The organism is Hyphomonas chukchiensis, assembly GCF_000682695.1.
GTDB classification, from domain to species: Bacteria; Pseudomonadota; Alphaproteobacteria; order Caulobacterales; family Hyphomonadaceae; genus Hyphomonas; species Hyphomonas chukchiensis.
Map to the genome: position 1 here is coordinate 47,046 of NZ_AWFG01000041.1, position 22,046 is coordinate 69,091.

At 61.8% G+C, this 22,046-nt stretch carries 16 protein-coding genes; 9 read left to right on the forward strand and 7 right to left on the reverse strand.

Going from position 1 to position 22,046, the window contains the following annotated elements; genetic code table 11:
• Positions 1–59: 59 nt before the first annotated feature.
• Positions 60–650: a CC0125/CC1285 family lipoprotein gene (locus tag HY30_RS12805; protein WP_034741154.1), complete on the reverse strand. Its 591-nt coding sequence runs from the start codon at positions 648–650 to the stop codon at positions 60–62.
• A gap of 167 nt (positions 651–817) precedes the next feature.
• On the opposite strand from HY30_RS12805, the gene HY30_RS12810 reads away from it, so the two are divergent.
• The gene (locus HY30_RS12810) at positions 818–2,377 is read left to right on the forward strand and encodes a PQQ-dependent sugar dehydrogenase (protein WP_241765717.1); all 1,560 of its coding nucleotides are present in this window, start codon (positions 818–820) and stop codon (positions 2,375–2,377) included.
• Positions 2,378–2,445: 68 nt separating this feature from the next.
• On the opposite strand, the gene HY30_RS12815 is transcribed toward HY30_RS12810, so the two are convergent.
• Positions 2,446–3,876, reverse strand: a complete 1,431-nt coding sequence (locus tag HY30_RS12815) for an aldehyde dehydrogenase family protein (protein ID WP_034741157.1) — start codon at positions 3,874–3,876, stop codon at positions 2,446–2,448.
• A gap of 128 nt (positions 3,877–4,004) precedes the next feature.
• The gene (locus HY30_RS12820) at positions 4,005–5,525 is read right to left on the reverse strand and encodes a helicase HerA-like domain-containing protein (protein WP_051615483.1); all 1,521 of its coding nucleotides are present in this window, start codon (positions 5,523–5,525) and stop codon (positions 4,005–4,007) included.
• A gap of 151 nt (positions 5,526–5,676) precedes the next feature.
• On the opposite strand from HY30_RS12820, the gene HY30_RS12825 reads away from it, so the two are divergent.
• The 5 genes from HY30_RS12825 (at position 5,677) to mtgA (ending at position 14,824) form a co-directional block, all read left to right on the forward strand.
• Entirely contained in the window at positions 5,677–6,795 is a 1,119-nt protein-coding gene (locus HY30_RS12825) for an AI-2E family transporter (protein ID WP_051615453.1), read from the forward strand.
• A 338-nt stretch (positions 6,796–7,133) separates the two neighbouring features.
• Positions 7,134–11,858: an NAD-glutamate dehydrogenase gene (locus HY30_RS12830; RefSeq protein ID WP_034741161.1), complete on the forward strand. Its 4,725-nt coding sequence runs from the start codon at positions 7,134–7,136 to the stop codon at positions 11,856–11,858.
• Between the two features lie 98 nt (positions 11,859–11,956).
• Positions 11,957–12,631: a glutathione S-transferase family protein gene (locus tag HY30_RS12835; protein ID WP_034741163.1), complete on the forward strand. Its 675-nt coding sequence runs from the start codon at positions 11,957–11,959 to the stop codon at positions 12,629–12,631.
• The gene (queG, locus tag HY30_RS12840; RefSeq protein WP_034741166.1) at positions 12,612–13,751 is read left to right on the forward strand and encodes a tRNA epoxyqueuosine(34) reductase QueG; all 1,140 of its coding nucleotides are present in this window, start codon (positions 12,612–12,614) and stop codon (positions 13,749–13,751) included. Before HY30_RS12835 ends, queG begins: the two co-directional genes overlap by 20 nt.
• Positions 13,748–14,824 carry a monofunctional biosynthetic peptidoglycan transglycosylase gene (mtgA, locus tag HY30_RS12845; RefSeq protein WP_081812228.1) on the forward strand — a complete coding sequence of 359 codons (1,077 nt, stop codon included), beginning with the start codon at positions 13,748–13,750 and terminating at the stop codon, positions 14,822–14,824. Before queG ends, mtgA begins: the two co-directional genes overlap by 4 nt.
• Positions 14,825–14,843: 19 nt before the next feature.
• On the opposite strand, the gene HY30_RS12850 is transcribed toward mtgA, so the two are convergent.
• Entirely contained in the window at positions 14,844–15,761 is a 918-nt protein-coding gene (locus tag HY30_RS12850; protein WP_034741169.1) for an SDR family NAD(P)-dependent oxidoreductase, read from the reverse strand.
• A gap of 105 nt (positions 15,762–15,866) precedes the next feature.
• On the opposite strand from HY30_RS12850, the gene HY30_RS12855 reads away from it, so the two are divergent.
• The 3 genes from HY30_RS12855 to HY30_RS12865 are packed head-to-tail and all read left to right on the forward strand — an operon-like array spanning position 15,867 to position 17,383.
• The gene (locus HY30_RS12855) at positions 15,867–16,517 is read left to right on the forward strand and encodes an HAD-IA family hydrolase (protein WP_034741172.1); all 651 of its coding nucleotides are present in this window, start codon (positions 15,867–15,869) and stop codon (positions 16,515–16,517) included.
• Complete coding sequence (locus HY30_RS12860; protein WP_034741175.1) at positions 16,504–17,085, forward strand: hypothetical protein; 582 nt, start codon at positions 16,504–16,506, stop codon at positions 17,083–17,085. Before HY30_RS12855 ends, HY30_RS12860 begins: the two co-directional genes overlap by 14 nt.
• A gap of 4 nt (positions 17,086–17,089) precedes the next feature.
• Positions 17,090–17,383, forward strand: a complete 294-nt coding sequence (locus tag HY30_RS12865) for a 4a-hydroxytetrahydrobiopterin dehydratase (RefSeq protein ID WP_034741177.1) — start codon at positions 17,090–17,092, stop codon at positions 17,381–17,383.
• Positions 17,384–17,394: 11 nt separating this feature from the next.
• Here HY30_RS12865 and HY30_RS12870 read toward each other — a convergent pair whose 3' ends face one another.
• The 3 genes from HY30_RS12870 to HY30_RS12880 all read right to left on the reverse strand — a co-directional run bounded on the left by HY30_RS12870 (position 17,395) and on the right by HY30_RS12880 (position 22,044).
• The gene (locus tag HY30_RS12870) at positions 17,395–19,053 is read right to left on the reverse strand and encodes an ATP-binding protein (protein WP_051615454.1); all 1,659 of its coding nucleotides are present in this window, start codon (positions 19,051–19,053) and stop codon (positions 17,395–17,397) included.
• Positions 19,054–19,142: 89 nt separating this feature from the next.
• Entirely contained in the window at positions 19,143–20,693 is a 1,551-nt protein-coding gene (locus HY30_RS12875; protein WP_034741179.1) for a bifunctional GNAT family N-acetyltransferase/carbon-nitrogen hydrolase family protein, read from the reverse strand.
• A gap of 58 nt (positions 20,694–20,751) precedes the next feature.
• Positions 20,752–22,044 carry an ATP-binding protein gene (locus HY30_RS12880; RefSeq protein WP_034741182.1) on the reverse strand — a complete coding sequence of 431 codons (1,293 nt, stop codon included), beginning with the start codon at positions 22,042–22,044 and terminating at the stop codon, positions 20,752–20,754.
• Positions 22,045–22,046 lie beyond the last annotated feature (2 nt).

The window sequence follows — 22,046 nt, forward strand, 5'->3', positions numbered from 1 at the left end:
TGCACCATGCAAAAACGCCGCCCTGGAAAGGGCGGCGTTTGAGGCGGGGTCGGGACAGATCAGGCCTCGGGGCGCTGGATCTGGGTGCCGAGGTTGAAGATGACCTGATCGGCGTCGAAGAAGGCCGGATCATCGGGTTTCGGGCCTTTGCCCATAACGATCTCGGCAGAGGCGACATATTTCGTGACTTCGCGATATTCCTGCGGGCCGTCCCAGAAGGGATCATAATAGCCCCAGCGCGATGCGTAGAAAGAGCGCGGATAGGCCCAGCGGCGGTAGGGGTCATAGAAGTAGCCGGCGCGAGGGCCGTAATAGCTATAGTCGAGATAGAAGTTGCTGTAGAAGGGCGAATAGCCTGTACCTGTCGGCACGACGCGGCTGTCCGCGTCTGTCGCGCGGTGAACAACGCGGAAATGGTCAAAGCCATTCTGCTTGGTCAGCTCTGCGGCGCGATAGAGCATGTAGGTTTCAACGGTCTTCCGGTCTGTCAGGCTGTTGCCTGCGAACTGGACCTGGAAGCGGTTGGATTCGATCTGCTGTTCCGAATAGCCGCTCTGTGTGTCGAGCGCGGCTTGATAGGGGGTCGCCGTCGTACAGGCGACAAGCATGGCGAGCGATGCAAGGCCGGCGGCAATCTTGGTAATTTGCATTTTGATGGTCCTCCTGAGGGGAGCTGGTTACCCTCAATGTAAGCCAATCCCGCCTGAACGCCAGTTGAACTGGCAGGTTCCAGCTCTCCCATTTGTCATATGACAATCACGTTTTCGGGAACTAGCCTGTGATGTGGGGCATTCCGTGACTACGAGGAGGCGCCATCATGCCAGAAGTAATGCGTAGCTTCAGAACCCGTCTTGGCCTGATTTCGGCAGCTCCCTTGTTACTGGCGGCCTGCAGCGGTGGAAGTGATGGCGGCAATGGGCCCGCGCCAACGCCGACCCCTGCCAACCGTACGCCAGTCTTCACATCATCGCCCACAGCCAGTGTCGATGAGAACACCACGGGCACACTCTATACGTTTGCCGTATCGGACCCGGATGGTGATGATGTTTCCGTCTCGGTCGTTCCCGGGGGCGACGAGGCGGCCTTCAACATTGATACGACGGCCGGCACGATCAGTGCCGCGACACAGCTCGACTTCGAAGCGCCTGCGGATGCCAATGGCGACAATGTCTACAACATAACACTCGAGGCACGCGACCCGGGCGGGCTCACGGCGCAGCTGGACCTCGAAATCACGGTGAATGACGTGGTCGAGGGCATGACGGTCGCCCGCGTTGGCACGGGCTTCACCCAACCGCTCTACCTTGCAGGCCTGCCGGGCACGACGCAGGTCGTCGTGCTTGAGAAGGGCGGACGCATTCGCGTGCTGGACCCGGCGACAGGCGCAATCGATCCGGTCGATTTCCTTGATGTATCCGGCGAGACATCCGCGGCCGGGGAAGGGGGGCTTCTGGGCCTGGCCTTCTCGCCGGATTTTGCCACTGACCGGACCTTCTACATCAACATGACCAATAATACGGGCGACACGGAAATCCGGCGCTACCAGATGTTCTCAGGTTCGCTGACACAGGCCGATCCGGCAACGGCTGACGTGATACTGACATTCGACCAGCCGCAGGCGAACCATAATGCCGGCTGGATCGGCTTTGCGCCGGACGGGCTGCTGGTTGTGCCGACCGGTGATGGAGGCGGCGCGGGCGATCCGAACGGCTATGCCCAGAACCCGAATTCGCTGCTGGGCAAGATCCTGCGCATTGATGTGAGCGGCGATGATTTTCCCACGGATGATGCGCGCGACTATGCGATCCCGCCGGGCAATGCCTTTGCCGGAGCTGCAGGGCGGCCCGAGATTTTTGCGCTTGGCTTGCGCAACCCGTTCCGCTGCAGCTTCGATGAAGTGACGGGAGACCTGTTCATCGGCGATGTCGGGCAGGACGCTATCGAGGAAGTCGACCGGCTGAGCATGTCCGATGGCGGCACGAATTTCGGCTGGAACATCCAGGAGGGCACGCAGGACTATGGCGGCGCAGACCGTACCGATCTTGTCGATCCCGTGATCGAATACTCGCATGGCAGCGGGATGACACAGGGGCAGTCCATAACGGGGGGCTATGTCTACCGGGGCGATCTGGAGCTGATCAAAGACCATTATGTGTTTGCGGATTTTGTCTCGAATAATGTCTGGGCCGTGCCAGTGGATGATCTCGGCCCAGACCGCACCATATTCGGCAGTGAATTCCTGCGCATCAACGGATCGCTGAGGCCCGAGACGGGCACGGTGGAAAGCATTTCCAGCTTCGGCGAGGACAATGAGAGCAATCTCTATATCGTCTCCATTCTGGGAGACGTGTTCCGCATCGAGGCCGAACAACCCTGATCCCGCACAGAAAAAAGGGCGGCCTCGCGGGCCGCCCTTGATCGTGTCCGTATCTCAAACCTGACGGATCAGGCGGCCTTGTAGCCGATGACAGCTTTGGTCTCGAGGAATTCCTCGAAGCCAAGCTCGCCCCATTCGCGGCCATTGCCCGACTGGCCGTAGCCGCCGAACGGCGCGGAGAAGTCAGGGTTCGCACCGTTGACCAGGATCTGGCCGGCGCGGATCTTGTTGGCCACTTCATTGGCTTCCTTTTCAGGGCCCTGAACATAGCCGGCCAGACCGTAGACCGTGTCATTTGCCATCGAGATGGCATCTTCCAGCGTGTCGTAAGGCAGGATGCAGAGCACCGGGCCGAAGATTTCCTCGCGGGCGATGGTCATGTCATTGGTGACATCCGCAAAGACGGTCGGACGGGTGAAGTAGCCCTTGTTGAAGCCTTCCGGACGGCCCGTGCCGCCTGCGACCAGCGTGGCGCCTTCGTCGATGCCCTTCTGGATCAGGTCCTGGACCTTCTGGAACTGGCTGCCGTTCGAAATCGGGCCGATGGCGCCGGGCGTTGCTTCGCCGGGCATCATGACCTTGACCGATTCTGCAGCGGCCTTGGCGATCTTGATCGCGTCAGCCTGCTGGTCCTTCTGGACGAACATGCGCGACGGGGCGTTACAGGACTGGCCTGTATTCGTCATCATCTGGCGCACGCCGCCACCGACAGCTTTTTCAAGGTCAGCCGTCGGTAGGACGATGTTCGGCGACTTGCCGCCGAGTTCCTGGGCAACGCGCTTTACGGTGGGTGCAGCGGCTTGGGCCACCAGCACGCCGGCGCGTGTCGAACCGGTGAAGCTCATCATGTCGACATCCGGGTGAGCCGAAAGAACGGCGCCCACGTTCGGGCCGTCGCCGTTGACGAGGTTGAACACGCCTTTTGGCACGCCGGCTTCATGCAGGATTTCAGCGAAGATCAGCGCATCAAGCGGCGCGATTTCGGAAGGTTTCAGGACCATGGTGCAACCGGCCGCAAGGGCTGGAGCCACTTTACAGGCGATCTGGTTGAGCGGCCAGTTCCATGGCGTGATGAAACCGCAGACGCCGATCGCTTCCTTGCGCAGGAGCGTCGTGCCTTTCAGTTCTTCCCACTCATAGCTGCGCAGGATGGCGGCTGTTGTGGCGAAGTGGCCCATGCCGGCCGGAACCTGCGCTGCGTTTGCGAGCCACATGGGCGCGCCCATCTCGTCGGAAATGGCGCTGGCAAGGTCCGGAATGCGCTTCTGGATACCGGCCGTGATCTTGTCGAGCAGGTCAGCGCGATATTCGACGCTGGTCTGCGAGAAGGACGGGAAAGCGGCCTTGGCGGCGGCAACAGCCTTGTCGACATCGGCTTTCGAGCCGAGCGAGATGCGCGCAAAGGGTTCTTCGGTTGCGGGATTCTCGACGTCGAGCGTACGCGGCTCGACCGGATCGACCCATTCACCATTGATGTAGAACTTGAGATAATCTTTCATAGGCGTGAGCCTCCCTGTGGTGTCCGTTGTTCTTGCCGGACTATAGGTGACGTGTGCGTCACCGGCGAGTCCTGACGCAAAGGAAATCTGGTTAGTAACAAGGAATTCATCAAGGGCAGGGCTGGGACCTAGCGCTTCATGCCGCCCAATATGCCGCGCAGGATATAGCGGGTGATCTCGCGTGTGGCCGTGCGGGCCGCCTGCTTGCCGGCTGCCTCGATCGGGGTCTGGCGGCGCGACCGGGTCGATTTTGCACGGGTTTTCTTCTTGGCGAGCGCTTCTGCTGCCTTGGCTTCCTTCGCAGCGAGCTTTTCGGCCTGCTCGGCCGCTTCGGCTTCCTTCTCTTCCAGGATCTCGTAGGCGGACTCCCGGTCGATCACTTCGTCATACTTGCCGGCAAAGGGGCTGTCCTTCTGCACGGCCGCCCGTTCCGCGTCCGTTGCGGGGCCAAGACGGGAGGAAGGCGGGCGGACCATCGTGCGCTGCACGATCGACGGTGCGCTCTTGGTATCGAGCGTCGAGACGAGCGCCTCGCCCGTGCCGAGCTGGGTGATGAGTTCCTCCGTGTCGAAGGCCGGGTTCGGCCGGAAGGATTCGGCGGCCGCCCGCACGCCCTTGCGCTCGGCCGGTGTATAGGCGCGCAGGGCATGCTGCATCCGGTTGCCGAGCTGGGCGAGCACGCTCTCGGGCAGGTCGCGCGGGTTCTGGGTGACGAAGAAGACGCCGACGCCCTTGGAGCGGATCAGGCGCACGACCTGTTCGATCTTCTGCATCAGGGCAGGGGGGGCGTCATTGAAAAGGAGGTGGGCTTCGTCGAAGAAGAAGACGAGTTTCGGTTTGTCCGGATCGCCGACTTCCGGCAGGCGCTCGAACAGTTCCGACAGGAGCCAGAGCAGGAACGTGGAATAGAGCTTCGGGCTGTTGATGAGCTTGGTGGCGTCCAGCACGTTGACATAGCCGCGCCCGTCGCGCGTCGTGCGCATCAGGTCTTCCAGATCCAGCGCAGGCTCGCCGAAGAAATGTTCGGCGCCTTCACGTTCGAGCATCAGCAGGTTGCGCTGCACGGCGCCGAGCGAGGCAGCGGCGACATTGCCATAGGACTGGCTGATCTCGTCGCGCACTTCTTTTTGCGACAGGTGCAGCAGCAATTTGCGCAGGTCCTTCAGGTCCAGCAGCAGGAGCTGGTTGTCGTCTGCATATTCGAAGGCGATGTTGAGCACGCCTTCCTGCGCATCGGTCAGGCCCATCAGGCGCGACAGGAGGAGGGGGCCCATCTCGGAAATGGTCGCGCGGATAGGGTGGCCGTTTTCGCCGAACACGTCCCAGAAGATGGTCGGGGCGGCGGCATAGCCAAAGTCTTCCAGACCGATCAGTTCAGCGCGGGCGACGAGCTTTTCGTGCAGTTTGTGGTCGGCGCTGCCGGCAACGCATATGCCCGAGAGATCGCCCTTCACGTCGGCGCAGAAGACGGGCACGCCTGCATCGGAAAAGCCCTGCGCGAGGATCTGCAGGGTCACGGTCTTGCCGGTGCCGGTTGCGCCGGCAACAAGGCCGTGACGGTTGGCCACTTTCAGCAGCATCTCCTGGGCTGTGTTCGGTGTTCCCGTGCCGTCTGCGTCAGCGCCGCCGATGAAAAGTGCGTCCGTCATGTTGGCCATTTCTCCCCTGATGCGGAGCGGACGCTAGTGGTTTCACAGGATTCGGCAAGGCCCCCACTGAGCTTGGCTGCCATCCGGGAAGGGCGTGGCTTGACGCCGGGCAAGGCTGCTTCCAACCTGTAATTCTAACGGGGGCCCCTGCATGGATCGCGCGACCAAGACCGGCATCTGGATCATTGCAACCGGCGTGATCATCACCTTCCTCTATTTGGGGCGGGGTATCCTTTCGACATTTGCCATGGCGGTGTTCCTGTTCCTCGTGATCGAGGGCTTTGCGCGCATGATCGACAACTGGTCGCATTCGATGCGCCGGAGTGCGGCGCGGGCCGTCGCCATCCTCATCGTGCTTGGCGGCTTTGTCGGCTTCATCGCGCTGCTCGCCAATGGCGTGTCTCAGTTCGGGCGCGATGCGGCGGAGTATGAGGAGAAGATCAACGGCCTGATCCAGGACGCCTACAGCCTGGTGAACATGGATAATGCGCCGACGCTGACCCATCTCATGTTCAATGAGGGTGGCCAGCGCTTCTTCGCCACGATTGCCAATGCCACCGGCGACCTCTCGGGCGACCTGATGCTGATCTTCATCTATGTCGCATTCCTGTTCCTGGCCCAATCCGGCTGGACCCGGAAGCTGGACAATATTTTCCCGAATTACGAGAAGCGCACGATGGTGCGCGAGGTTGGCGACGAGGCGCGTCGCGGCATCGAGACCTACCTCTGGACCCAGACGGTAATCTCGGCGCTGATCACGGCGCTGACCTATGTGTCGCTGCTGCTGCTGGGCGTGCAGAATGCACTTTTCCTCGCGGCGCTGATTTTCGTGCTGAACTATATACCGACCGTCGGGTCGATCGTGGCTGCGCTCGTGCCACCGCTCTTCGCGCTGGTGCAGCCGGATATACCGGCCTGGATACCGGGCGCGCCGCCCCAGGATATCTACATCTACGCGGCCATCGTCTTCGGCATTGTCAGCTTCTGGCAGTTTTCGATCGGAAATTTCATTCAGCCGCGGATGATGGGAGATTCTTTGAACCTTTCCGCTTTGGTTGTATTGCTGGCGCTTGCGATCTGGGGTGTGCTCTGGGGCATACCCGGCATGTTCCTGTCGGCGCCGCTGACTGTGTTGATGATGATACTGTTTGCGCAATCTCAGGCCACCCAGTGGATTGCGATCCTGCTTTCGGCCGACGGTAACCCGCAAGGAATAACCGATCCCAAGATGTCAGCCCCAACTGTCAAAGTTGATAGCGAAAACATTTGAAGTATGGCATCGCGCAGCTTCCGAATTGACTGCATGCTTCGCAGTGAACTCTTCATGGTTTTTAATGTAGCAATACCAGCGGCAACCCTTGTCTTCCAAAGATAAGGCCCGAAATTAACAAGATCAGGCCTCCGCGTGCGTCCCCCCACCCAGCCTGCGGAAAGCCTGTAGGGCCCGTCGGACACGTCCCCGTTCGGCGGGCCCGCCTTATTTGGCATCCCGTGCATTTGAAATTGCCCCGGAGGCAGAAAGTTCCATTTGTAACAGGCCATTGAAGGTCGCTCCGGTGCACGTTACACCGGGTCGGATAGTCTTCACTGCCAGTGAGCGAAAATCCCATGTCCCGAACACCGTCCAAGGTCGACCCGCTTCAGCAATTGCTCAAGCAGGTGAAAGTGGAATCCAGCAATGAAGACCTGACCGGCCTGACAGAGGCTGATCTCATGTCCCTCGCCGAAGGGCTCTGGACCTGGGCAAGCGATATTGCACCTGACACGCAGGATGCGCGCGTTGTGCGCGACCCTGTTGGGGCAAAAGGTCCCCTGCAGCGCTCCGTTCTGGAAGCGGTCGGGCCGGACATGCCCTTCCTGGTGGATTCGCTTCTGGCCGAGTGCGCGGCTGAAGGTCATGAGGTCAAGGCGCTCTTCCATCCGATCGTGAAGATGGATGATGGCCGGGTTGTTTCCGTGATCCAGATTCATTTGCCGCCGATGACGCCGGCTGAAGCAAAACGTCTGACCGAGGGCGCGCGCATAACGCTGAGCGACACGCGTCAGGTTGTCAGCGACTTCGAGCCGATGAAGGAGCGCATGCGGGCCGAAATCCGGAATATCGCCGAGCAGCAAAATCACGCTGCGGACGACCGGGCTGAATCCATCGCCTTCCTTGAATGGCTGCTGGAAGAGCATTTCGTTTTCTTCGGCTGCCGGGAGTATCGCTTCGAAACCGATGCCGCCGGCAAGGTCCTGCCCGAAGAGCCGATCATGGTCGAAGGCTCCAATCTTGGCATCCTGCGCGACGAGCAGCTCAACGTGCTCTCGCCCGACAGCGAGCCGCTCGTTCTGACGCCCGAGATCGGTGAGCTTCTGGCCGAGCCATTCCCAATGTTCGTGGCCAAGTCGACGCTTGTCAGCCGTGTCCATCGCCGCGTGAAGTGCGACTATATCGGCGTCAAGAAATATGACGCCGAGGGCAGGGTGAACGGCGAGGTCCGCTTCCTCGGCCTGTTCACGGCTGAGGCTTATGATGAAACAGCGCGCTCCATCCCGTTCGTGCGCCGCCGTGTGAAGAAAGTGATCGAGGCTTCCGGCGCAACGCCCGGTGGCCATACCGAGAAGACCATCGCGAACCTCTTGGAAACCTGGCCGCGCGACGAGCTGTTCCAGACCCATTCACGCACCCTGACACCGATGATCGTCGGCGCCATGCACCTTGTGGGCCGCCCGCGCACGCGCCTCTTCCTGCGCCGTGACCAGTTTGACCGCTTCGTGACCGCCATCGTGTTCGTGCCGCGTGAGGCCTACGACACCAATTTGCGTATACGTATCGCAGAGGTGCTGACGCGCGCCTATGAGGGCACGCTTGAAAAATTCCAGCCCTATTTCGACACCGGTCCTCTGGCCCGCGTGCATTTCGAGGTTTCACTCAACCGCGACCATCCCGAGCCGGACGCCGCAGAGCTCGAACGCGAGATTGCCGCGCTGGCACGGACCTGGGACCAGGGCTTCCGCGAGGCCATCATGGCCAGCCCGCTCGCTGACGCTGACCGCGATGGCGGGCGCGCTTTCCTGGGTGCCTTCAACGCCGCCTATCGCGAAGCCTTCCCGCCAGCCGAGGCGCTGCGCGATGTGATGACGATGGCGGGCCTGCACGCCGCGACGCCCGTCCTTGCCCGCGCCTTCCGCCTCGACGGCGACGCCGATGATGCCGTTCGTGTGAAGATCTATGCCCGCAAGGGGGCGATCCCCCTGTCGCGCTGCGTGCCCGTGTTCGAGAACATGGGCCTGTTCGTGAACTTCGAGACCGGTTATCCGGTTCGCCCTTCGGAGAAGCCGGCTGCCGATGCGCCGGACACGTACTGGATCCACTCGCTATCCATGCAGTCGGTCACGGGCGATGTCGTTGACCTTGAAAAACTGGCGCGGGGATTTGAAGACGCCTTCGTCGCCGTGTGGAGCGGCCTTGCCGAGAATGACGGCTTCAACCGTCTCGTCCTCTGTGCCGGTGCCAGCTGGCGCGAAGCGGCGCTGATGCGGGCCCTCTCCGCCTATCGTCGCCAGTCGGGCCTCGACCAGCCGCAGGACGTGCAGGAGGATGCGCTCGCCGCCCATCCGAAAATCGTGCGCCTCTTGCTTGACCTCTTTGCCGCGCGGTTCGACCCGTCAGCCCATGAAGGGCTCGATGCGCGCCGATACGCAACCGCCGAGATACGCTCCGCAATCGAGGCAGCGCTCGCAGACGTGGCGACGCTGACCGATGACCAAATCCTCCGCCGCCTGACAGACCTTGTCTTCGCCCTGCAGCGGACCAATTTCTACCAGGTCGATGCAGACGGCCGCCCGCTCTCCTTCATCAGTTTCAAGGTCGCCAGCCGCGAGCTGGAGGACCTGCCGGACCCCAAGCCCTATCGCGAGATTTTCATGTCGAGCCCGCAGGTCGATGGCGTGCACCTGCGCTTCGGCCCTGTCGCGCGCGGCGGCCTGCGCTGGTCGGACCGCGCTGCGGACTATCGCACCGAAGTGCTGGGCCTCGTGAAAGCGCAGCAGGTCAAGAACGCGGTCATTGTGCCGGTTGGCTCGAAGGGCGGCTTCTTCCCGAAACAGCTGGCTGACCGGTCTGACAGAAATGCCTGGTTCGAGAGCGGGCGCGATGCCTACAAGCAATTCATCACGGCGCTGCTGGAGCTGACCGACAATCTCGATGGCGCGAACGTGCTCCATCCGCAAAATACGGTCATCTGGGACGGTGAAGACCCGTATCTCGTCGTCGCCGCCGACAAGGGCACGGCGACCTTCTCCGACACGGCCAACGCAATCAGCGAAGCGCATGGCTTCTGGCTGGGCGATGCGTTCGCCTCCGGCGGCTCTGTCGGTTACGATCACAAGAAAATGGGCATCACGGCGCGCGGCGCCTGGGAAGCCGTCAAACGCCACTTCCGCGAAATGGGCAAGGATATCCAGACCGAGCCTTTCACTGTGATCGGCGTGGGCGACATGAGCGGCGACGTGTTCGGCAACGGCATGCTCCTGTCACCGGAAATCCGTCTGATGGCGGCGTTCAACCATATGCACATCTTCGTCGACCCGAATCCGGGCGACTCGGGCAAGAACCTTGCCGAGCGCCAGCGCCTGTTCGACATGCAGGGCTCCAGCTGGTCCGACTACAACACAGACCTGATCTCCAAGGGCGGCGGCATCTTCCCCCGCACCGCCAAGTCCATCCCGCTCAGCGATGAGATGAAGGCCATGACGGGCCTCAACAAGGAGGCCGTCACCCCGGACGAACTGATCCACGCCCTCTTGAAAACCGAGACCGACCTGCTCTGGTTCGGCGGCATCGGCACCTATGTGAAAGCCAGCAGTGAAACCCACGCCGAGGCGGGCGACCGGTCAAGCGATGCGTTCCGTGTGAGCGGGCGTGATCTCAAGGCGAAAGTCATCGGGGAAGGGGCGAACCTTGGCCTCACGCAGGCGGGCCGTATCGAGTTTGCCCAGAATGGCGGGCGCATCAACACCGATGCCATCGACAACTCGGCCGGCGTCGACAGTTCCGACCATGAGGTCAATATCAAGATCCTCGCGGCCGAGGCCATCCGCATCAAGTCCCTCAAGGCGAATGACCGCAATGGCCTGCTCGCCGAGATGACCGATGATGTGGCCGCCCATGTGCTGCGCCACAATTACGACCAGACCGCCGCCCTGTCGCTGGCCGAAGCGAGCGCCGCAGCCGACCATGAAGCGCTTGAGCGCCTGATGGTCTATCTTGAAGAACGCGGCGTTTTGAACCGGCCACTGGAAGGCCTGCCAAGTTCCGCGCAGATGCGCGTGCGCCAGGAGCAGGGCCAATTCCTGACCCGGCCCGAACTTGCCGTGCTCCTGGCCTGGTCCAAGATCGTGCTGATCGACGACGTGGTCGCTTCCGACATTCCGGACGATCCGTATTTCGAAAGCGTGCTGACCTCCTATTTTACCCACCCGATCGATACCTATGGCGAGGCGATCAGCAACCACCGCCTCAAGCGGGAAATCATCGCGACCGTCATCGCCAACCGCTCGCTCGACATGGCGGGCCCTGTGCCGCTGCTGCGCTTGCGCGAAATGTCGGGCGGCGACAGCGCGGCCACTGTGCGCGGACTGGAAGCGGCCCGCGCGGTGCTCGACTTCGACGCCTTCCGCCGCGAAGTCGACAGCCTCGACAATGAAGTTCCCGCCGACCTCCAGATCGACCTGCGCATGCAGGCGATGCAGGCCATGAACGAGGCGGCCACCTGGTTTGTCCGCATGCGCCCGGGCATGTCCGTTGGAGATGCGGTTGCCGAGTCTCACGTCCCGCTCAATGAACTGAAAGCAGCTTTGGCTTCGGTGCATTCGCCCTATCCGGCATCGCGTATCGAGCGGGCGACACGCGCCTTCATCAAGCGCGGCGCACCCGAAGCGCTTGCCCGCTGGGCCGCAGCCATGAGCAATTTCGCACAAGGCCTTGTCGTCACCGATCTGGCAAAAACAGCTTCCATTGCGGTGGAAGAGGCAGCCTACGCCTTTTACGCCCTCGGCGACTCGCTGCGGCTCGACCGCCTGCGCGATAGCGCAACGGAAGGACTGGAAAAGGCTGGATACTGGGACCGCGTTGCGGGACGGCGGTTGGTCAGCGAGCTGGTGCGCCTGCAAGCCTCTGCAGCAAGTGATGCGATTGCAGCCGGCGGTATCGATGCCTGGCTCGCCGACAAGCTCGAGGCGCGTCGCCAATTGATCGCGACGCTCGGCACGCTCTCCAAGGGCAAGGACTGGTCCTTCGCAAAGTTCACCCTGTCGACAGACGCGGTGCGGCAATTCATGGGCCGGTAAGGGCTGGCGAGTTATACACAGGGCAGAAGTGCGCGGGATAGCGGCCGATAAGGCTTCGCTTGACGGGCGCAGGCAGCCTGTTGTGAGTGTATGCGACCATGAAACGGCTCTACCATTGGCCCCTTGATCCAGCCGGACGGCTGGTCCGCCTCGTGCTCGCCGAGAAGGGCGAAGCCTTCGAACTGTTTGAATCGACGCCCTGGGCGCCGCACCCTGATGTCGCCGCACTGGCCTATGGTGCCGTCGCGCCAGCTTTGGTCGAAACCTTGCCGACCGGACGCCTCTTTGCCTGTGGCACGCGGGCCATCTGCGAACAGATGGAAGAGATCAAGCCGGCGCCCGCCCTCCTGCCGACAGACCAGAACGAGCGCGCCGAGGCCCGCCGCCTCTGGGCCTGGGTCGAGGCCGGCTGCGAGGAAGTGACCGACAAGCTGCTGACCGAGCGCGTGATGCAATGGGTGCGACGCGACCGCCAGCCGGATTCGGAAAAGCTGCGCCGCGGCGCCCATGCGCTGCGCGGGCGGCTCACCTTCCTGAATGGCATGGTGGAGATGAACGGCTATCTGGCGGGCCGTACGCTGTCGCTGGCCGACCTCTGCGCGGCAGCGCACCTCTCGGCCTATGACTATTTCGGCGATGTGGAATGGAACGCGGTGCCGGACCTCAAGACATGGTATGCACGTATCAAGTCCCGCCCAAGCTTCCGGCCGTTGCTGAGCGACCGGATCGAGGGTACGCGACCTGTCTCCCATTATGCCGATCTCGACTTCTGATCCCCTAGCCCGTTCGCCCGAAGCTTTCCTCAAAGACACGGCGCGTTCGATAGGTTTCGACAGCGTCCGCATCACGCGGGCCGATGAGCCTTGGGCGGCCGGTGAACGGCTCGAGGCTTTCGTCGCAGACGGTCGCCATGGACAGATGGAGTGGATGGAAACGACGCTGGAACGCCGCAAGGCGCCGACCGCCATGTGGGCCGGGGCAAAGTCGGCTGTTGTCGTTGCATTGAACTATGGCCCTGGCATCGACCCGATGGAGCTGCTCGCCGAGCGTAGCGTCGGAAACATCTCCGTCTATGCGCGGGGGAGGGACTATCACGACCTCGTCAAGTCGCGCCTGAAACAGCTCGCCCGCGCCTTCGTGGCAGAGACGGGCGCTGAGGTGAAAGTCTTCGTCGACACCGCGCCTTTGATGGAAAAGCCGCTCGCGGCCAAGGCGGGCATGGGCTGGCAGGGCAAGCACACAAACCTCGTCAGCCGCGAACTCGGCTCATGGTTTTTCCTCGGCGTGATGCTGACAGCAGCAGAGCTGCGGCCGGATGCAACAGAGACAGATCATTGCGGCTCCTGCCGCGCCTGCCTTGATGTATGCCCGACGCAGGCTTTCCCGGCGCCCTACCAGCTTGATGCGCGCCGCTGCATCTCCTACCTCACCATTGAGCATGCCGGGCCCATCCCGCGCGAATTCCGCGCCGCCATGGGCAACCGCATCTATGGCTGCGACGATTGCCTCGCTGTTTGCCCATGGAACAAGTTTGCCGAAGCCGCCTCGGAAGCCGCGCTCCATGCCCGCGCCGAACTGAAGACGCCGGGCCTCGATGAACTTGCCGCGCTGGATGATGCCACCTTCCGCGAAGTCTTCTCCGGCTCACCGATCAAGCGTAGCGGCCGGACGCGTTTCGTGCGCAATGTCTGCGTGGCCATCGGCAATTCCGGAGATGCGCGCCTTGTGCCATCACTGCTCAGCCTGTTGGACGATGAAGCGGCTGACATTCGCGGTGCAGCCATCTGGGCGCTCGCGCGTCTTGATCCTGACAGATTTGAGGCCGAGAAGGCCGCGCGGATGGTGGAAGAGACCGATCCGTGCGTCATGGCGGAATGGGAAGGGGCAGCATGACCTACGCAAACGGACACGGAACGGACTCAAAAGGGCCCGTCCGCGTATGGCTTGGTCGCCTCGTAAAGCTCCTTGCGGGCCTGTTCGTGGCCTTTCATGTCTATGCACTGCTGCTCAAGTTCGTCCCGGTCCCAGGCACAATACTCATGGCCCAGCGCGCCATTGGCGGCGAGAGCCTGCGCCGTGACATCACCCCCATCGAAGACATATCGCCTTACCTCGTCAGTGCAGTCATTGCTGCAGAAGACACCCGCTACTGCGAGCATCATGGCGTCGATCCGGAAGCCATCGAAAAGGCCATCGACGAATACCAGCGCGGCCGCAAAGCCCGCGGCGCGTCCACCATTACCCAGCAGACCGCCAAGAACGTCTTCTTCTGGAATGGCGGCGGCGCCCCCCGCAAGGCCGGCGACATGTGGATGGCCACCTTCATAGACTACACATGGGGCAAGCGCCGCGTGATGGAGGCCTATCTCAACGTGGCCGAATGGGGCGACGGTATCTTTGGTGCTGAGGCGGCTGCACAAGCCCGGTTCGGCAAGCCAGCCTCGAAACTGACAGAGCGCGAAGCGGCGCTCCTGGCGGCTGTGCTGCCGAGCCCGAACAAGTGGCGCGTTGACCCGCCGGGGCCTTATGTTTCCAAGCGGGCAGGCACGCTGCAGGCGCGCATGCGCGTCGTGCGCAACCAGGGGCTCGATGCCTGCGTCTTCGGTGACAAGCGTCCGGCCGCGCTGCCGCCCGTTAAGGGCCAGCCTGCGCCAGCGCCGGAAGTCATGCCGGACCTGCCGCCGGATCCCGAGCCGCAGCCGGAAGATACCCAACCGGATGCGCCGGTGGCGAATGATGATCCGCTGAATGATGTGCTTGATGCGGCCGACCAGTCCTTTTCGCAGCCCGCACCTGATGTGACGGACGAGCCTGAGCCGTTCACCGAGCCTGACGTGGCGCCTGTCCCGCAGGAAGAAACGCCCTCAGAGCCGACTGCGCCCCAGGAGGCCGGTCCGACGGACCTGCGCCCGCGCAATGATCTTGGATTGGACCCTGAGCCGGAGCCGGACAGCCCGCCGCAATAGGGCAGGCTGTCCTGGCGGACTAGACCGGGTCGTAAGGGAAGACGCTGGCCGACGCGCCAAGGCCGAAAAAGCTGCCCTGCATGGCGGGGAAGGCTTGATCGATGATGCTCTCAGGCGTCCAGCCTTCCATCCTTGCAACCGATTTGATCGGGCGGGGCTGGTCGCAGAGGATGACCTCGTTACCGCGCACGATGAAGATCTGGCCGCTCACGGTCTTCGCCTTGTCGGCGCAGAGGGCGATGGCGAGCTGGGCGACCTGGTCTGCACGCATGGAATTCTTGATCCGCTCGACGCGCTGGGCGCCGGCCTCGTCCTTCACCGGGATCGAGGCAATCATGCGCGTCCATGCAAAGGGCGCGATGACGTTGGAGCGAATGTTCTTGCGCTCACCTTCCATGGCAATGATGCGCGAGAGGCCCACGATGCCCATCTTGGCAGCGGCATAGTTCGCCTGGCCAATATTGCCGATGATGCCGGACGTGGACGTGAACAGCACGAACGAGCCGCTTTCCTTTTCCCGGAAGAGTTCAACGGCGGCGCGGGTGACGTTGAAGCTGCCGCGCAGGTGAACGTCGATCACGCTGTCCCAGTCGGATTCGCTCATCTTGTGGAACATGCCGTCGCGCAGAATGCCGGCCGGGTTGATGATCGAGTCGAGCGTGCCGTAGGTGTCCTTCGCCTGTTCGATCATGCCCTGCACGGCTTTCATGTCGGTCACGCTGTCGGAGTTCGACACGGCCTCGCCACCGGCCGCGCGGATTTCAGCCGCGACCTTCTCGGCCGGGCCGGCATCGCCTTCGTCACCGCCTGACAGGCTGCCGCCGAGATCGTTGACCACAACCTTGGCGCCTTCGCGGGCTGCCAGCAGGGCTGTCTCGCGCCCGATACCGTTGCCGCCGCCGGTGACCAGCACCACTTTTCCGTCAAGAACGCCCATTTTCGTTAATCCTCCGAATTTTCCATGTGATTGACGGGCACCCTAGATACCGCCAAGCAATGTTCAAGGTTTGAAACGCGAATTGAGGAAGGCTAAGGCTGGGGCATGACAAAGACATTTAAAGCTGTGATTTGGGATTTCGGGGGCGTTTTTACCTCCTCTCCCTTCGATGCCTTCACCCGCTACGAGGAAGAAAAAGGCCTGCCGAAGGACTTTATCCGCTCGGTCAATGCCGTGAATCCGCTGGAAAACGCATGGGCATTGCTTGAACGCAGCGAAGTGGACGCGGCCGGTTTTGACGGGATGTTCCGCGATGAATCTGCCGCCCTCGGGCATGAAGTGCCGGGCCGCGACGTCTTGTCCCTCCTGTCCGGCAGCTTGCGTCCACGCGTCGTGGAGGCCCTGAAAGTGTGCAAGGCCAAGGGCAAGGTCGGCTGCATCACGAATAATGCGCCGATCGGGAAGGGGGCCTCAATGACCAATGACGCCCAGAAGGCAGCTGATCTGGAAAAAGTCTTCGCCATGTTCGATCACGTCATCGAAAGCTCGAAGCTTGGCATCCGCAAGCCGGACCCGCGCATCTATGCGCTGATGTGTGAAGCACTGGACGTGGACCCGGCCGATTGCGTCTATCTCGATGACCTCGGCATCAACCTCAAGCCCGCCCGCCAGATGGGCATGACGACGATCAAGGTGCTCGGCGAAGACCAGTTGCTCGCCGATCTTGAGGCCGCTACCGGCTATGTGCTGGCGTAAGGCGGTCTTCGCGGCGGCGGCGCTCGCCCTCGCCGGGTGCAGCCAGGGCAGCGACGCGCCAGAGCCGGCCATACCAGACGAGAGCCTGACGCAGTCTCCGCAACCGGCCGCTCCGGTCGAAATCACGCAGACCGTCAGCGCCACGCGCGACCTGCTGCTGAAATATGCCGCTCAGGGATCGCTGACCAAGCTGGCGCGTCTCGCCGACCAGAGCGATGGCTTCATTTCCAATTTCAATGGCCAGCCGCATCAGGAATTCTGGGACCTGCTGCGCCGCACCGGGCTCGACCCGAACCTGAAATTGCGTGAATTGCTGGGCCAAGCGCCCGGTTTGCGTGTTGTCGACGGGGAACGCTGGTATGTCTGGCCTGCGCTCGCCGCACGCGATGCCAATGAACTGATCCCGGAAAAGCTGTCCTTCCAGGATCGCAAGCAATTGCGGGAACTTATCGGCGAAGACGGGATTGCCCTTATACGAGCCGGCAAAGGCTATCCGGGCATGCGCACCGCAATCGCGGAAGATGGACGCTGGGTCTATTTCGTACTCGGACTCGACGGAGAGGAATGAATACATGACAGGCAAGATCGGCGCGAGCGCCGCACTGGAACAACTCACGGGCTGGACGCAAGGCAAAGGCGACCGCGACGTGATCGAGAAGACCTATAAATTTGCCGACTTCAAGACGGCGTGGGCCTTTATGACCAGCACCGCCATCAAGGCGGACGGCATGGATCACCATCCTGAATGGTTCAATGTGTACAACAAGGTCGAAGTGACCCTGACCACGCATGACGTTGATGGCGTTTCGCCAAAGGATGTCGAGCTTGCAGGTTACATGGACGCCTTGGCCGCCAAGCTAGGCTAAGCGCGAAAGTGTCAGCTTCCCACGGCGGATTTGCGAGGACTGTATGGTGAAGCGATGTCATCATCCGACAGATCTGTCAGGGCCTGCGACGGGTCGAGATGTCGTATGCCCTTCTTTTCATGCACCCGGGTCAGGGCGGCCATGAGTTCGTGCTCGATGATTGGCTTGGCGATATAATCGTCCATACCCATCTGGAGATAGCGTTCGCGGTCGCCGTTCATCGCGTCAGCAGTCAGCGCGATCACGGGGATATCGCTCCAGCGCTCGCGGCTGTCCCGGATCCGTCGCAACACTTCCGGCCCGTCCATGCCCGGCATATGCGCATCTAGCAGGACGATGTCGAAGGTTTCGCTGTTGAGCCGGGCCAGCGCATCCTTGCCGCTCGGGACATCTGTCACGATGACGCCCAGCGGTTCCAGAACGACGCGCGCCACGCGCCGGTTGATGGTGTTGTCATCCACGACCAGCGCCCGCACGCCCTTGAGCAGGTCAACCTCACGATTGGCCATGCCAGAGTCTGACTTGACCACTTTCTTCGGTGCATCGGCCACGCGGGCCTCGAACGAGAAGGTGAAGATCGATCCTTCGCCTGGTTTGCTGACGCAGGTGACATCCCCGCCCATGAGCTGAGCCAGCTTGCGGGAGATGGCGAGGCCGAGGCCCGAGCCACCATATTCACGTGTGGTGGAGGAATCTGCCTGCTGGAAGTTCTGGAACAGCTTGCTGCGTTGCTCCTCACTGATGCCGATCCCCGTATCGGAGACGTGGATGGTAATGGCGATCCGTCCGTCTCGCGACATATCGCCGGCCATGACAGCAAGTGTGACGCCGCCTTCTTTCGTGAACTTGAGGGCATTGGTCAAAAGATTGTCGATGCACTGGCGCACCCGGGTCGTGTCGATTGCGAGATGCTCGGGAAGCTTCGGATCGAAGGCGACCTTGAGGAACAGGCCTTTTTTCTCCGCCAGCGGCCTGTAATTGCGCTCAATCCAGGATATCCTGTTGCGGACATTCTCGACCACCGGGGTGATTTCCAGTCTGCCGGCCTCGATCCGCGAAAGGTCCAGGATGTCATTGAGCAGCAGCAGGAGCGTGTGCGAGCTCTCGACGATGGTGTCGACCATTTCGGTTTCTTCAGCGCCCAGCGTGCGGTGGCGCAGACCCTCGGCCATGCCGATAATGCCATTGAGTGGCGTGCGGATCTCGTGGCTCATCGATGCCAGGAATTCCGATTTCGCCTCGCTGGCCATCAGCGCGTGCCGGCGCGCGGCATTCAGCGAAATCTCCCGCTGCACAAGGCCGGTCACGTCATGCGTGACGCCGATCAAATAGCCATCATCGAGACGCGAATGGCTGGTCACGACATGCCGGCCCGTGGCCGTGACCATGTCGAGGTCCTTGCACTTGCGGATTGCGTCCATGACGATGGTATGGCGCACCTGGAACGTGGCCTCGTTCAGGCGCGGGAACAGGCTGCGGATCTGGCGGGCAACGGAATCGTGGAACGAGATGCCCTCGTCCATGCTGGCATAGAGAACGGGCCAGTGCTCCCGTGCTGCCGTGTTGGCGTACCGGAGCGTACCATCAGGCCGATAGATGATGAACCCGCCCTGCATCTGGTCAAGCGCATGCCACGCCTTCTCAGCAGAGATTGTCCGTTCATCCGACATACTGGCTTGTCCATTCCCCAAATACCCAAACCTAGCGGTCATTTATGTAGGGAACGTAAAATCTCTGCCGGATGACAACCCCAGATGGATCAGCCGCCCTTCTTCCAGGCGACCTGGTAGAGGTCAAACCGGCGGTCTTTCAGGTTCTGCACGGCGCCGGATTGGCGGGCGGTCAGAAGGTCCGAGAGCGAAAGATCGGCCAGCGCCACGGTTTCTGTATTGGCTGGCGTGTCGGCTGCAACCCCGTCGCGCGAGAAAGGGAAGTCCGACGGCGTCAGGATGCAGCTCTCCGCATAGTGAATGTCCATGTTCTCCACGTTGGGCAGGTTGCCCACCACGCCGGACATGACGACATAGCACTGGTTCTCGACCGCCCGAGCCTGGCAGCAATAGCGCACGCGCAGGTATCCGCGCCGCTCGTCGGTGCAGAAGGGGACGAACAGAAGCAGGGCGCCCTGATCGACCAGATGGCGGGCCTGTTCAGGGAATTCGCTGTCATAACAGATCATCACGCCGATGGGGCCGCAATCGGTCTGGATGACGGTGTTGCCCTTGCCGCCCTGGATGTTCCACCAGCGCCGCTCAGATGGTGTGGGGTGGAGCTTCTGCTGGGTGTGAACCGAGCCATCGCGCAGGAAGATGTATGACACGTTGAGAATGTCGCCATTCTCCATCTTGCTCGGGTGTGAGCCGCCAATGATGTTGATATTGTAGGAGACCGCGAGCTTTTCCATGAAGGCGATATAGCGCTGCGTATATTCCGAAATCTTCTCGATCGCTTCCATCGGCCCGAGTGGCTTTTGCTCAAGCGATAGTAATTGCAGCGTGAACAGTTCCGGGAAGACGACAAAGTCGGAGCGGTAATCGGACGCGATATCGACGAAATACTCGACCTGCGTCTCGAACTCATCGATCGACTGGATGCGACGCATCTGGAACTGTACGGTCGTGATGCGGACGCTTTCGGGCAGGTCTGTGTTGCCGAGGCTGGGCTTCGCCTTGATCTCTTCCTGCGCCAGCGGGTTCTTCCAGAACATGTGCGTGGCATGGTTCATCGAGGCCGTGTCGCCGGGCAGGTAGTTCTTCAGCACACCAATCGGCTCGAAGCCCTGGCGCAGCTGGAACGTGATGACCTGATCCTTGAGCTTGGAAGCAACCACCGCGGCAACATAATCGGCCGGGTTCGGATATTCCTTGGCGCGGCGTGCGTAGCCCGGCATACGCCCGCCGAACACGATGCCTTTCAGCTCAAGATACTGGCAAAGTTCCTGGCGTACGCGGTAGAACCGCTGGCCGATCCGAAGGCGGCGGAAGTCGGGGTCGACACCCACATCCATGCCATAGAGAACGTCGCCCTCGACATCATGGCGGGCAGCAAAGCCGACGCCCGTGATCTCGTCCCATGTGTGCGGCGCGAAGGCCACTTCGGACTTGATCATGAATGTCGCTGCATGGCCGACAATCTTGCCCTCATACTCGGCGACGAACTGGCCGTCAGGAAAGCGGTTGATATGGCCGAGCAGGTTGTCCCGGGTATAGCCCATGCCGGCACCGTAAATCCGCTCCGACAGGTCGATCATCGCGCTCACATCAGCGGGTGTTGCATTGCGGACAATCAGTTTGGCGGCAGAATTCGTCATGGAGGCTCCGGATTGATGGGAAGGGTAGTTATATGGGCTGCGTCCTAGAAAGTTCCAGTTAATGAGGCAGCCGCAGGCTGGCTCGCAAACCGCCGAGAACACTGTCGGAGAGGCGCAAGTCGCCTCCATGCGCTCTCGCCGTGTCGCGCGCAAGGGTTAGTCCCAGCCCGGTGCCGGACGTGTTTTGCGTGCGCGCCTCATCAAGGCGTGAGAATGGGCGGAAGGCTTCCTCGCGGCGCTCGGGCGGAATGCCGGGGCCATTGTCGTCGACATGGACTTCGGCGGCATGCGGACCATCGAGCACGGTTACCCGCACATCCGTCGCATATTTCACGGCATTGGAGATCAGGTTGTTGATGGCACGTTTCAGTGCGAGAGGGCGACCTGTCGCCGAGATTGACGCCGGCCCGACAACGGCGACATGGGCGCCAAATCCGGCAGCCGCCTCGCGCACGAGCTGGGCGAGATCCAGCGGGATGGGCTCGTCGCCTTCTTCACCCCGGGCGAAGGTCAGGTATTCATCGAGCATCATGGCCATGTCGTCGAGGTCTGACTGGGCGGCGGCAAGCTCGTCCGACTGCTCCATCATCGCGAGCGACAGTTTCAGGCGCGTCAGCGGCGTACGAAGATCATGGCTGACACCGGCCAGCATGGCCGTGCGCTGATCGGCAAAGGCGGTCAGGCGGCTCTTCATGTCGAGAAGGGCGCGGGCGGCATCGCGCACTTCGGTGGCACCGGACGGGCGGAAGCCCGGTGAATCCCGGCCCCGGCCAAAGGCGCGCGCGGCTTCTGACAGGCGCAGGATGGAGCGCACCTGCTGGTTCAGGAAGGCAACGGCCAGCCCCAGCATCAAGAGGGACGAGGCGATCACCCAGACAATGAAGAAGTGCGAGTTGACGACCAGCGCCCGCTTTCGCTCGATCAGGATCTCGGCTGTGCCGCTACCTGACGCAAAGCGGAAGTGCAGCATTGTGTCTGGATCGACTCTGACATCAACCGGCACACCGAGACGGATCGACAATTCCTCGGTCAGCGTCTTTCCATAGGCAAAACTGTGCACGAGGCGTGGGCCGCCTTCCGCCGGATCCACATGGTTGCATGTGAATGTCATGTCGAGATCGCGTTCGAGTTGCTGCTGCGTCATCAGTGTGTCGGGGTGGGCGTCGCAGAAGGACTGGATCTGCGCCGCGTCGCGGGCGATCGCTTGCGCCAGCTTGCGGTTCACCTCGGCGAGGTGGCTGTCATAGTAATACCAGGTCATCAGCGCGAGGATCAGCACCACAGGCGCCACCACCATCAGCAGGCTGCGCGCATAGAGGCCGCGCGGTGTGATATCTCTCAAGCGTGGCATGG